We start from the raw sequence: 12,605 nt of genomic DNA, 5'->3' as shown, positions 1-12,605 counted from the left end.
AGTCACTTGTGCTGCGCGGTCGCGGCCAGGGGAACGATCGTGATGCGCCGGGGGCGTTCGCTGCGCATCAGCAGGGGGCGGAGGGCCTCCCGCACCATCGCCTCGGTGACCAGTACCGGTTCGGAGGCGTGGATCTCCAGGTCGACGCAGTTCTCGCCGTCGTCGTCCCGGCCGACCACCGGCACGCAGCGGGCCACGCCCGGCACGGTCTGCACGGCCTGGCGGATCGAGTACAGGGAGACCTTCTCGCCGCGGATCACCACGAAGTCGGAGAGGCGCCCCTGGTAGTACAGGTAGCCGTCCTCGTCGCGGCTGAAGAGGTCGCCGGTGGCGACCACACCCGGTTCGACCAGCGGCTGGCGCGCCGCGGGACCCACCTTGCGCAACAGCGCGGTATCGGTGGTCACGACCAGTTCCCCCACCCCGTCGGCGTCGGTGTCGCGCAGGGCGACGGTGACGTCGTCCAGCGGCAGCCCGACCGAGGCGTGGCGGTGGGCGGGTTCGGTGTGGGCCGCCAGGGTGGCCACCCGTGGGCCGGCCTCGGTGAGTCCGTAGGTGAGGTACAGCTCGCCACCGGGGTTGAGGTCCAGCAGCCCGGAGACATGGCCGGGCGTCAGACGGTCGCCCCCGACGGCGAGCGAACGCAGCGGCGCGGGCAGTACTGCGCCGATCTCCAGCAGTTGCCGGGCGATCGTCGGGGTGACGGAGGACGAGGTGATGCCGTGGCGCTCGATGGTCGCGCGGTAGGCGGCGGGGTTGAAGGGCGGACCGGAGATCACCAGCCCGGCACCGGTGACCAGCGCGGTCATCGCCTGGGCGACGATCGCGTACGAGTAGTACAGGGGCAGGCTGATCAGCAGTCGGTCGTCGGCCCGGACACCGACGGCGGCGCTGTGCCGGCGGGCGTTGCGCAGCAACGAGTCCAGCCGGTGCAGGCAGGCGCTGAACATCCCGGAGGTACCCGAGGTGAGCATGAGCACCTCGCCCGCCCGGTAGGCGCCCTGCGGTCCGCCCATGGGGAGCAGGACCGCTTCCTCGGCGCCGGCCCGGTGGACCGTGTCCACGCCGTAGCGGGCGGGATCGATCCGGGCGGCGATCAGGGCGCCCGCCTTGAGGTGCCCGGCGAGCGCGGCGATCCGCGCCGAGGAGGTCGAGGGGGACACCGCCAGCGGGACACAGCCGCTGAGCAGCACGGCGAAGTACTGCTTGAGCAGGTGCGCCCCGTTGGACAGGGCGATGACGACGGGGGTTCCCTCGGCCAGTCGCAGGCTCTGGACGTCGGCGAGGACGTCGTCGAAGTCCGGCGCGTCGCCGGTGCCGTGCGGGTGGCTGAGGTCGACGGTACGGGACAGCAGGGCGACGACGTCGTCGCGGGTGATCTCCAGGGCCGGGGCGGCCAGGGCATGGATCGGCATGACGGACGGTCTCCTCTTCAGCAGTTCCGCGGCGTTCACAGGTCCGCGGCGGCCGCATGGACCGGGGCCGTAAGACGCTTCAGATCGGGCTCGGGGCACGAGTCCGGAGCGGTGGAGGACTGCAGTACGTAGCAGCGGGCGCTGTGCGCGTCCCCGTCGCGGCGATGTGTTCCGACGAGGACGAGGCGCGCGCTGCCGCGGGCGATCCAGCCCTCCGCCATCGCCAGAGCCGCCGGCAGCGCCGCCTCGGGCGGCATCGACAAGGTCAGCGTCGGTCCGCGGAAGCCGTTGCGGATGCAGGGCAGTCCGGCGACGGAGCCGGGATTGGCGCCGGCGAACTTCAGCGGTGACAGCCGGCCGCGGGGCGTCGCGCGGGCGATCGTCCGCATGGTGTCCAGGGTGCACACGTCGCTGATGGCGACCATGCCCACGTGGTCCCTGACGGCGGCCAGGTCGACCGCGCAGTCCTCGACGGCCCGGGCCACCGCCTCGGCCATGAGCCAGGCGACCGGGTCGGCGAACAGGGACGAGCCGTTGTGCGCGTGCTCGGCGGGCGCGGTGGTGACCACTTCGCCGTACCCCGCCGTGACGAGGGAACGGCGGCCGGCGGCCGGCGTGGCGCGGGGGTCACTCATGGGCGCTCCCGGGGTGGGTGAGGAGCAGTGCGGTGTTGAAGCCGCCGAACCCCAGGGTCAGGCTCAGTCCCGACGTGCGGGGCACCGGACTGGGCGCGCCGATCGGCAGCGGGAGCGGAAAGTCGTCCATCGGGGTGCCGAGCCCGTGCACGGGCGGCACCAGACCGTCGTCGAGCGCCTTGACGACGGTGATCGCCTCGATGATTCCGCAGGCACCGAGGCTGTGGCCGAGCGCGCCCTTGGTGCCGTAGACGACGGGACCGGGCGCACCGGAACCGAACAGCGTGCGCAGGCTGGTGGCCTCCACGGCGTCGTTGACGGGGGTGCCGGTGCCGTGCGCACTCACCACCGCGATGTCGCGCGCCGTCACACCGGTGCCGGACAGGGCCCGTTCCACGGCGAGCACGACGCTGGCGCCGCTCGGGTCGGGGGCCGTCATGCCGGCCGCGTCGTTGGCCGATCCGGTGCCCCGCAGCAGCGCGTGTGCCCGGGCCGCACGCTCGCGGGCGTGGCCGGCCGATTCCAGGACGAGGACCCCGGCTCCCTCGCCGAGCACCATGCCGTTGTGGCGGCTGTCGAAGCTGCGCAGCGCCTGGTCGGTCATGGTGCCGAGCAGCGAGTGGCCGAGCCGCTTGGCGGGCGTCACCACGTCGGTGCCGACGCAGACGCAGATCTCGCGGCGGCCGGAGCGGATCAGCTCGGCCCCCATCACGACGGCGTCCGAGCCGGCGGAGCAGGCGGTGGTCACGCAGAGCGGCGGCCGTGCGTGTCCGAGGCGTTCCGCGACCTGCTGGGCCCACGTGTAGAGCGAGGGCGTCTCCGGGTCGTCGAGGTTTCCGGCGTAGCTGGTGCCGAGAATGAGTTCAAGGCCGTCCGCGTCGATGGTGATTCCGGCGTCGGCGAGCGCGGATTCGACTGCGGAAATAGTGAAGCGAAGATTCCGAGAATGCGGGTCCTCGCTCAGTGGTACGGTCGGCACAATGGCCGCGAGATCACTGCGGAGCGGAATTTCCGACGGCGTCGGCCGTATTCCGGTCTCGCCTTTCAGCAGGTCGTTCCACACGTCGTGCACGGAGTTTCCGAGCGGTGTGACCCAACCCATTCCGGTGATGACGATCGGATCCGGTGGAACCGATACGGCGGGGTTGTCCATCCCCATTCCCCCTGAGACAGATGGGTGCGGGACAAAAGCGGTGTCCGGTGGCACCCGGCAGCCGGACACCGCCTTGCGCTGCGCTGTGTCCGGACTCAGGCGCCGGCCGCCGCGACCTGCTGCTGACGCTCGACGAGCGAGGTCAGCGAGGCGATCGTGGCGAAGTGCTCGGGCGTGAAGTCGTCGTCGTCGATCGTGATGCCGAACGCCTCCTCGACCTGCACACGCAGTTCGACGAACCCCAGCGAGTCCACGCCCAGCACGTCCCGCAGGCTGTCCTGCTCACCCATGCGGTCGACCGGGACCTCGACGTACACATGCGAGACGAGAATGTTCTTGATGGTTTCGGCGATAGCCATGAGAAACCTTTTCCGATCCCCCGAAACGGAAATTCGGGAATTGATGGCGATGAGCATCCCGGGAATCCCCGAGACGTTTTAGATGCTAGATTCAATCAACCCCGGACGTCAAACGATCAAGACGTGGGCTAAATCTCATCAGGGCCGCGTGTACCGCTCGCACCATAAATAGCGCAACAAAAAAATGCCGTTGCGAATTCCGGTAGGTTTCTTTTGTGTTACCGGGTTGCAGACAGGCGAAAAGGCCGCCGTCGACGGAACGCCTGTGTTCGCGGACGGCGGCCCATGGGCCGGGAAAGGATCACATGAGGGACGGTGCTCAACCGGCCGCGCCGGCACGCGCACGCCGCGCCGGGCTCTACGCCGAGCGCTCCGCCGGGCTCTGCGCCGGGCTCTACGCCGAGCGCCGCGCCGGGCGCTGCGACAGTGCGGCGCCCGCCAGGATGACCAGCGCGCCGACCGGCTGGTTCCACTTGAGTACTTCGCCCAGGACGACCACGCCGGCGGCGGTGGAGACCACCGGCACCAGGTACGTGACCATGGACGCCGCCGTGGCGCCCGCGTCCCGCACCAGCCCGTACTGGATGAGGAAGGCGAATCCGGTCCCCACCGCGCCGAGAACGAGCAGCGACGCGGTCTGGACGAGCGGGAAGTGCGTGGGCACCGACGTCAGGAACGGGGTCGCGACGGCGAGTTCGACGGCCCCAGCGGTGACCTGGGCGGCGGACAGCGCCACACTGGAGTGCCCGGAGTCGGTCAGGAAGCGGCGGACGTACACCCACCCGGCGCCCATGCTCAGCGCGGCGCCCAGCGCCATGCCGGCCCCGGCCGGGTCGCCGACGTTGGCGCCGTTCCAGATGCCGAAGACCACCAGCACGCCGAGGAAGCCGATGCCCATGCCCGCCATCCGGTTCCGGTCCGGCCGCTCGCCGGGCAGCGCGCTGACCGCCACGAGCAGCGTGAACAGCGGAGTGGTGGCGTTGCATATTCCGGCGAGCGCGGAGGTGATGCGCTCCTCGGAGTAGGCGAAGAGGGTGAACGGCAGGGCGTTGAGCAGGAAGGCGGCCACGGCCAGATGCAGCCAGAGCCGGGGACTGCGCGGCAGCGACTCGCGTTTGACGGCGAGCACGATCAGCAGGGTCACCGCGCCGAAGAGCACCCGCCCCAGGGAGACCTGGACCGGTGCGTAGGCCTTACCACTGATCTTGACGAAGAGGAAGCTCAGCCCCCAGAGCAGCGCCAGGAGCACGAAGCGTATGCGCCAGTCGAGGCGCGGACCGGGTGCCGCCGCGGGCACACCGCTGGAACGGGCCGCGGGGACCGGAGGCGCGGGAGCCACGGCTCCGTCGGCCTCGGCCGCGGAAAGGGAGGGGTCCATGGCCGGAACTTTGCTGCACGCTACACGGAAGGACAAGCGAGAAAATCTGAGAGCTGATTGTAGGGTTGCTTCAACATGCTCAACCTCGAACGTCTCCGCATCCTTCAGGCGGTAGCGACATACGGCTCCATCAGCGGCGCCGCCGAAGTGTTGCACGTCACCACCTCGGCCGTCTCCCAACAGATCCGCAAACTGGAGCAGGAGACCGGCCACCAACTGGTGAAACGCAGTGGCCGAGGGGTGAAACTGACCTTCATGGCCCATCTGTTGGCCACCCGCGCCGGGCAGATCCTGGCGCTCGTGGAGGAGACCGAGGCCGAGATGCAGGTCTACCGGGGCGCGCCCATGGGCGAGCTCACCCTCGGGGCGTTCCCCACAGCCGCCCGCGGCCTGGTGCCGCCGACCCTCCGTCTCCTCGCCGAGAGCGCACCCGAACTCTCCCTGCACATACGCGAATTGGACTTCGACTCGCCCCTCGTCCAGGTCGAGCGCGGCGACCTGGACGTCGGCCTGGTCCAGGACTGGCTGCATGTGCCGATCACTTGGCCGACGACCGTGCGCAAGAAACTGCTCATGACCGACGGCGCGCAGGTCGCCCTGCCCGCGAACCACCGTCTGGCCGACCGGCCGTCCGTCCGCATCACCGACCTGGTCGACGAAGGGTGGATCAGCAGGGTGCGCCGCTCCACGTGCCACGAGTGGCTGCTGTTCACCATGCGGGAACACGGCACCGAACCGCGCATCGTGCACACGGTCAACGAACACCCCACCCAACTGGCCCTGGTCGCGGCGGGCGTCGGACTGGCCATGGTGCCCACCCTCGGCCTCGCACCCCTCCCCGCGGGCGCCCGGGTCGTCCCCGTCGAACCCGAACTCACCCGCCGCGTCTACGCGGTATGGCGCAACGAGGGCTCCGTACGCCCGTCGGTACAGGCCACGGTCAACGCCCTGTCGGCGGTCGGCGAAGAGCTGTCCCCGGGTACGCCGGGTATGCCGGGTATCCCGACGACGGGTGTCTGAAGCCGGGCGAGCCCCAGGGCACCCCGTGGCACCCGTACCGGTGCCGACACCGTCACCTGGTCCAGGTCCGACACCCGTACCGTCGCCTTCATCGTCCAGGTTCCGGGGAGGGGGAGGTCGAAGGAGTCGGTGGCCCAGTAGCCGCCGCGGTCGGTGACCCTGGTGTCGAGGGGGCCGATCCGCTGGGCCGCGAGGGTGAGGGTGACGCGGAGTTCGGGGACCGTGGCCAGGCCGCCGTCGGGGCCGTAGACGACCGCCTGGACGGAGGTCCGGCCCACGCGGCCGGGGTTCAGGGTGACCTGGACCCTGCCATGGCCGCCCGGGGTGCCGACGTCGAAGGGGATCGTCGTCACGGATGCCGTCGGGATGCCGTACTGCGCCGTGGTGCCGGACTCCGTCGCTTCGGTCGCCGTGCGGCCGGGGACGGTGCTGGTCAGGAGCGTCGTCAGGGCCAGGACCAGCACCGCCACGGCCGCCTCCGCCAGCACCGAACGGCGCAGGGCGCGCAGCGGGACGGGCGGGGGCGGAACGGGAGCGACGGGCTCCTCGGAGAGCGGCTCGGGGAACGGGGGGCCCGTGGCCGGTTCGGGGACGCGGGCGGGGGGCGTCCTGGTCGTGCGCGCCCGGGTCCGTGGCTGTGCCATGCGTGACGTCCAGGTGCGGGAGCAGGCCGCCGCCAGCAGGAGCGCGGTGACCGCCGCCAGTTTGGCCAGCAGGGTACGGCCGTACGTCGTGTCGGTGAGCGCCTGCCAGGAGCCGAGGCCGCGCCAGGACTGGTAGACGCCGGTCAGGACCAGGACCGTCACCGAGGTGAGGGCCAGGCGGGAGAAGCGGGCCGGGACCGAGAGCGGGAGCGCCGGGGCGCGGGACAGGAGGCGCAGGAGCGCGGCCAGGCCGCCCAGCCAGACGCCCATGGCCAGCAGGTGCAGCGTGGCCGAGGTGATCGCGAGCGGGACCTGGATGCCCGCCGCGGCGTGTTCGGCCGCCGTCCAGGTCAGGGCGAGGGGGAGGGCGAGCGCCGCGGCCACCGCGAGCGTCGTACGGCGCGGGAGTCTGCTGCGCCGGGCGCGCAGCAGCGCCATGCCGGCGCCGGACAGGAGCAGCAGCGCCAGGCGGGCGAGCAGGAGTGCGCCGGGCCGGGTCGTGGCCGTGTGGGCGAGGGCGCCGAGAGAGCAGGCCCGCAGCGGTGACGTGCCCTCCTCGTACGGCGCGCGCAGGACGAACAGGAGGGCCGTCGAGGCGATGAGGGTCCAGGCGGCCACCAGGACGGGGGTGCGCAGGGGGGCGGCCTTCGGTGGGCGGCAGTACGCCACGAACGCCGCCGTGCCCAGCAACACGGCCAGCGAGAGGTACGCGAGGTAGCGGGCGATGTTGTACAGGGCGGTGGTGGCCGGGTTGTCCGCGTCGTCGGGGGCCGGGGCCGCCGTCGTCGCCGTGCGTTGGCCGACCGAGAAGGTGAGCGCCCCGGACACCGGGTGGCTGTCCGCCGACACCACCCGCCAGGCGACCGTGTAGGTGCCCTCGGCGAGCCGGGTGGTGGGGAGGGTGACGCGGGCCGTGTCCGGGTGACCGGGGGCGTGTGCGGCGGGGCCGGTGCGCAGCCGGTGGTTGTGGGGGTCGTAGACGCGGAAGGAGTCGGTGAGCAGGCCGACCGACTCGGTGAAGGTCAGGGTGAGCTGCCGGGGGGCGGTGCGCAGCACGGTTCCGTCGGCGGGGTCGGTCGCGCGCAGGGCCGCGTGGGCCGACGCGGGGGCCGCGGTGCCGAGCAGGAGGAGGAACAGGCCCGCGCAGAGCAGGGCCAGCCGTCGTGGCCATCGGTGTCGGTCCCGCAGCACCTCGTCCCCTCCCTGTGCCTCGCGCCTCCGTCGGGCCTGCGTGTACGTGCCTCCCGGTAGGTACGGAAAGATCGGCCGCGCTGCTCACCGGGGCGGGCGGTCACCGGGGCGGGGGCGCCTGGTCGGGCGGTCACCAGGTCGGGCGGGCCGAGACGCCGCCGTCCACGGTCAGGTCGTGGCCGGTGATCCAGCTCGCGAGCGGCGAGGCCAGGAAGACGCAGGCGTCGGCGACGTCCTCGGGGCGGCCCAGCCGGCCGGTGGGTGCGGCGGCCAGCCAGCGCCGTACGCCGTCCGGCCAGGCCTCGGCCAGGCCCTCGCGGTGGATCAGGCCGGGCGAGACCGTGTTGACGCGGATGCCGTCGGGCCCGTACTCCAGGGCGGCCGCGCGGGCGTGCATGACCACGGCCGCCTTGGCCGCGCTGTAGTGGGCGTGGCCGGGGGCGGGGTGGGCGGCCTCGATGGAGGCGATGTGGGTGACGGTGCCGCCGCCGTGCACCCGCATATGGGCGGCGGCGGCCTGGGTGCAGGCGAAGACGCTGGTGAGGTCGGTGTCGACGACCGTGCGCCACTCGGCCGCGGTCATGCCGGGGAGGGGGTGGACCGGTTGTACGGCCGCGTTGTTGACCAGTGCCGTGAGGCGGCCGCCCGACCAGGCCGTCGTCTCCTCGACCAGCCGGTGGCAGGCGTCGTCGTCCGTCAGGTCCGCCCGCAGTACGACGGCCGCGCCGCCCGACTCCCGGATACGGGCCGCCACTTCCCCAGCCGCGTCCACTGCCGTACGGCAGTGGACGGCCACCGCCGCGCCCTGTTCGGCGAAGCGCAGCGCGATGGCGCGGCCGATGCCGCCGCCCGCGCCGGTCACCAGCGCCGTCTGTCCGTCGAGAAGGTTCATGGACGGCAGAGTTCCGTGATCCGGGCGGCTTCGGAGGGGTAACGCGCCGTCAGTTCGCGGGCGTCACCGTGTTCGTAGTCCGCATCGGTGTATCCGGGGGCCATCGTGGTGCCGAAGAGGGTCCACGCACCGCCCGGGGCGACCCGCGCGCCCATCCAGGTTCGGGCGGGCACGGTCAGCTGGACGTGCTGGCCGGCCAGCGGGGCGGGGCCGAGGACGGCGGTGCGGGTGGTGCCGTCGGGGGCGAGCAGCAGGAGGCGGAGCGGGTCGCCTAGGTAGAAGTGCCAGATCTCGTCGGTGGGCAGGCGGTGCAGGGCGCAGTAGTCGTCCCCGGTGAGCAGGACGACGATGGCGGAGCCCTCGGGACGGCCGTCCGGGCGTACGGGCCCCGCCCAGGTACGCCGGTACAGGCCGCCTTCGCGGGGGAGGGGTTCGAGTCCGTAGTGGGCGATCAGCTCTTCGGGCGTCGTCACTCGAAGAAGGCTAGCCGCCGGGCAGGGCCACCGCCCGGTCCAGGAAGGCGAGTTGGGCGTGCTTCTCCGGCAGGTACACGTCGGGGAGGTCCACCTCGGGCAGGACGACCGCCGGGCCGAGCACGAAGCCCTGGCGTTCGAAGCGGGCGATCGCCCTGGTGTTGCGCACGTCCGGGTCGACCACGAGCCGGCGCCGGTCCCGGACCCGCAGCGTGTAGGTCGTCATCGCGGTCAGCAGCGCGGACGTCCAGCCGGGGCGTGGTCCGTCCGGGCCGGCGGGGCCGAGCAGGACGTGGATGCCGAGGTCGCCGGGGCGTACGGCATAGCACTCGCCGACCCGGTCGGCGGCGGGCTCGTACGTCTGGAGCAGGGCGGCGGGTGCGCCGTCCACGGTGACGAGGTGGGCGTGGTGGGTGTCGAGGCCGGCCATGTGGGCGTAGATCTCGGCGACCTGGTCGCGGGTGAGGCCGTTCATGCCCCAGAAGACGGCGCGTTCCTCGCTGACCCAGCCGTGGATCACGTCCGCGTCGGACGCCGGGTCGAGGGGGCGGATGCGGACGGTGCCGAAGTCGGGGGTGTCGTGGATATCGGGGATGTCGGGGATGTCGGGGATATGGTCTGCGAAGAGGTCGGTCATCGGGTTTCCTCGGTGCGTTCCGGGTGTTCCGGGCATTCCAGGCGTTCCAGCAGGGTCAGCCGGGTCCAGTCGGTGATTACGGGGGCCAGTTCTCCCTTGCTCCACAAGGGGAGTTGGTCGTGGTGGTGGGGGGCGCCGGGGACGCCGTCGGCGCCGAAGGGGACCACCCAGGCGCTGTTGTCACGGTCGGCGAGGTCCCAGACGTAACGGGCGGCCGGGCCGCGCGCCGCGCGGTCGGTGAGGCCGGGGACGGCGGAGGTGCACAGCACGCAGTCGTGGTCCCCGGCGAGCCCGGGTTCGTCGTACGGCTCCCCCGGCAGCGCGCGCCAGGGGGCGAGGCGGTGGGTCTCGGACCAGGTGCCGGACGGCGGGGCGGCGGCCACCTCCTCCAGGGCCGCGCGTACGGCGGCGGGGCGGTCGATGCCGTACAACTCCTCGGCGCGCAGCAGGTGTTCGAGGGCGTATCCGATGCGGGGGACGAGGGCCAGCCAGGGGAGCAGGACCTCCGGGTAGGCCGGGGGCTCGGCGAGCGGGGCGAACACCGGGTGCGCGGCGAGCCGGCGTACGACCGCGCCGCGCACCGCCGCGTAGGCGGCCGCGTCGGTGCTGCCGGCGTCCATCCGGCGGTTCCAGGCGAGCAGGCGGTCGCGCAGCCGGGCCGCGGCGGGGGTGAGGCCGTCGAGGGCGGCGAGGTGGTCGAGGAGGGGCGCGGCGGAGGCGAGGTGGGTGTCGGTGTGGATGGCCGGTATGGCGTCGGCGGTCCAGGTGCGGCGGGCGTCGAGGAGGGTACGGATGCGGTCGGCGCGGTGGGGTGGGGCGAACTCGACGCCGAGGGGGGTGGCGAGGCCACGCTGGTTGGCCATCACGGCGATGTCGTCGCTCACGGGTGCGTACGGCGTCTTGTGCCAGCCGTGCCACTCGTGGCCGGGTTGCCAGGCGGGGACCGGGTGGAGGCGGTTGGCGCGGGCGCGGACGGGGACGCGGCCGGCGATGCGGTGGAGGGTGGCGCCGGCGGTGTCGGCGGCCTGCACCACGTTGACGGGCTCGACCCAGGCGTCCAGGGCACGGTCGACGTCCTGGACCGTACGGGCCCTCAGGAGGGGGAGCAGGGCGCTGAAGCCGAGGTCCGCTGTGACGCGGGGTGGGTATCGCAGAGCCAGAGCAGCGGCGTGCCCACCCGCACCACCCGTACAACTTTCGTCGCCGGGCGCGGGTGGCCCCTGTGGGACATCCTCGCCATCGACGGCCTGCGACCCACGGTCACCGACCCCACCCTCCGGCCCCCCGGCTGCCACTGGACCCCGGTCCCGCTCGATCCCGACGACCTCAGCCTCAAGGCCCACCTGGCCCCCTACGAACTCCGCTCCTCGGCCGCATTCGATCCCAACACCCCCCGCCTCAAGACCCTCCGGCCCCGCAGCGCACACCGAACCCCGGTCCCCCTCAATCCCGACCACCCCCGCCGCCAAGCCCTCCGGCCCCCCGGCGATCACCGGACCCCGGCCCCGCTCGATTCCGACGACCCCCGCCTCAAGCCCCTCGCGGCTCCCAGCGAACTCCGGTCCTCGGCCCCGTTCGATCCCAACGGCCCCAGCCTCAAGACCCTCCGGCCCGCCAGCCAACACCGGACCCCGGTCGCCCTCGACTCCGACGACCCCCGCCACCAGGCCCTCCGGCCCCTCGGCGATCACCGGACCCCGGCCCCGCTCGATCCCGACGACCCCCGCCTCAAGACCCTCCGGCCCCGCAGCGCACACCGACCCTCGGTCACCCTCGACTCCGACCACCCCCGCCGCCAAGCCCTCCGGCCCCCCGGCGATCACCGGGCCCCGGGCCGTCTCGATTACCTCGATCTCCAGGGGTGGCTCGCCCGCGATCTGGATGGTCTCCGTGTGGCGGGTGGCTCGGTGCCAGTGGCCGTCCGGGCCCAGGGACTGGACGCCGGCGCCGGTGCGCCGCAGGCGTTCGCGGTACAGGTCCTGGTAGTCGGCCATGGCGTTGGTGATGGCCCAGGCGACCGTGCCGGTGTGGCCGAAGTGGGCGATGCCGGGGACGCCGGGCACGGCGAGGCCGACGACGTCGAACTCGGGGCAGGAGAGGTGGATCTGCTGGTAGACGCCGGGGTCCTCGATGAAGCGGTGCGGGTCGCCGGCGATCAGCGCGTGTCCGGTGGCGGTGCGGGCGCCGGAGACGAGCCAGCCGTTGCTGCCGGCCGTGCCGGGCCCGTCCGTGGCGAACAGGCCGACCGCGTCGGGGCCGAGGTGCCGTATCACCTGCTCGCGCCAGAGCTTGGCCGGGAAACCGGCGAACAGGATGTGCGTGGCGAGCCAGACGCCGAGCGGGGTCCAGGGCTGCCAGGGGGCGGGAGTCAGGCCGGTGCGGGCGAATTCGGGCGCCCGGCCGGCACCGGCCGGCAGGCCCTCGTTGACGCCGTCGACGTACGCACGCACCCAGTCGGCCGTCTCGGGGTCCCGGCGTTCCAGCGCGGCGAAGCAGCGGCGGGCGGTGTCGTCGAGCCGGGCCCGGCGGGCGAGGACGTCCCAGGAGAGGGCGTCGGCGCCGAGGAAGGAGGCCGAGGTGCCCTGGGCGCGATGGCGCTCGACCTCCAGCTGCCAGGCACGGTCCAGGGCGGTCACCCGGCCCTGGGCGCGGGCCAGGTCCAGGACGTTGGAGGCGCGCAGATGGGGGAGGCCCCAGGCATCGCGGTACGTCTCGGTCGTCACCCGGTAACCCCACTTCATTTTAGGTTAGCCTTGCCTAAGTTTCCGCTGGGAATCGTACGCGAGGTGTGTTCGTATCGGGTGCGCG

At 72.7% G+C, this 12,605-nt stretch carries 10 protein-coding genes and 1 pseudogene; 1 reads left to right on the top strand and 10 read right to left on the bottom strand.

The features are described 5' to 3' along the window. Positions 1-2: 2 nt before the first annotated feature. The 5 genes from AB5L52_RS22950 to AB5L52_RS22930 form a co-directional block, all read right to left on the bottom strand. Positions 3-1,415, bottom strand: coding sequence for a class I adenylate-forming enzyme family protein (locus tag AB5L52_RS22950; RefSeq protein WP_369365895.1), 1,413 nt, complete (start codon positions 1,413-1,415; stop codon positions 3-5). Between the two features lie 35 nt (positions 1,416-1,450). Continuing rightward, positions 1,451-2,050 (bottom strand): polyketide synthase, encoded by a 600-nt coding sequence (locus tag AB5L52_RS22945; RefSeq protein ID WP_369365893.1) that lies wholly within the window; start codon positions 2,048-2,050, stop codon positions 1,451-1,453. Next, positions 2,043-3,203, bottom strand: coding sequence for a beta-ketoacyl-[acyl-carrier-protein] synthase family protein (locus AB5L52_RS22940; protein WP_369365891.1), 1,161 nt, complete (start codon positions 3,201-3,203; stop codon positions 2,043-2,045). The genes AB5L52_RS22945 and AB5L52_RS22940 overlap by 8 nt, the downstream gene beginning before the upstream one ends. Before the next feature lie 95 nt (positions 3,204-3,298). Next, on the bottom strand, positions 3,299-3,562 hold the full coding sequence (locus AB5L52_RS22935) for an acyl carrier protein (RefSeq protein ID WP_351016596.1): 264 nt from the start codon (positions 3,560-3,562) through the stop codon (positions 3,299-3,301). A 394-nt stretch (positions 3,563-3,956) separates the two neighbouring features. Further along, a complete protein-coding gene (locus AB5L52_RS22930) occupies positions 3,957-4,940 on the bottom strand; it encodes a DMT family transporter (RefSeq protein WP_351016598.1) in 984 nt (327 codons plus the stop codon). 75 nt (positions 4,941-5,015) lie between these two features. Between AB5L52_RS22930 and AB5L52_RS22925 the strand changes: the two are divergent. Beyond that, positions 5,016-5,837, top strand: a pseudogene (locus tag AB5L52_RS22925) (LysR family transcriptional regulator); the annotation flags it as partial. On the opposite strand, the gene AB5L52_RS22920 reads toward AB5L52_RS22925, so the two are convergent. From AB5L52_RS22920 to AB5L52_RS22900, 5 genes are all read right to left on the bottom strand, one after another. Further along, the gene (locus AB5L52_RS22920; protein WP_369365888.1) at positions 5,828-7,795 is read right to left on the bottom strand and encodes a copper resistance protein CopC; all 1,968 of its coding nucleotides are present in this window, start codon (positions 7,793-7,795) and stop codon (positions 5,828-5,830) included. The pseudogene AB5L52_RS22925 and the gene AB5L52_RS22920 sit on opposite strands and share 10 nt — an antisense overlap. 130 nt (positions 7,796-7,925) lie before the next feature. Next, entirely contained in the window at positions 7,926-8,687 is a 762-nt protein-coding gene (locus tag AB5L52_RS22915; RefSeq protein ID WP_351016604.1) for a glucose 1-dehydrogenase, read from the bottom strand. Beyond that, positions 8,684-9,160 carry a cupin domain-containing protein gene (locus AB5L52_RS22910; RefSeq protein WP_351016607.1) on the bottom strand — a complete coding sequence of 159 codons (477 nt, stop codon included), beginning with the start codon at positions 9,158-9,160 and terminating at the stop codon, positions 8,684-8,686. Before AB5L52_RS22910 ends, AB5L52_RS22915 begins: the two co-directional genes overlap by 4 nt. A 10-nt stretch (positions 9,161-9,170) precedes the next feature. Then, positions 9,171-9,797 carry a GNAT family N-acetyltransferase gene (locus AB5L52_RS22905; protein ID WP_369365885.1) on the bottom strand — a complete coding sequence of 209 codons (627 nt, stop codon included), beginning with the start codon at positions 9,795-9,797 and terminating at the stop codon, positions 9,171-9,173. Next, positions 9,794-12,520 carry a penicillin acylase family protein gene (locus tag AB5L52_RS22900; RefSeq protein ID WP_369365882.1) on the bottom strand — a complete coding sequence of 909 codons (2,727 nt, stop codon included), beginning with the start codon at positions 12,518-12,520 and terminating at the stop codon, positions 9,794-9,796. The genes AB5L52_RS22905 and AB5L52_RS22900 overlap by 4 nt, the downstream gene beginning before the upstream one ends. Between the last annotated feature and the right edge of the window lie 85 nt (positions 12,521-12,605).

The sequence above is a fragment of the Streptomyces sp. CG4 genome (assembly GCF_041080655.1).
GTDB lineage: Bacteria > Actinomycetota > Actinomycetes > Streptomycetales > Streptomycetaceae > Streptomyces.
Note: the sequence above shows the minus strand (reverse complement) of the source record. Positions and strands in the feature narration are given on the sequence as shown.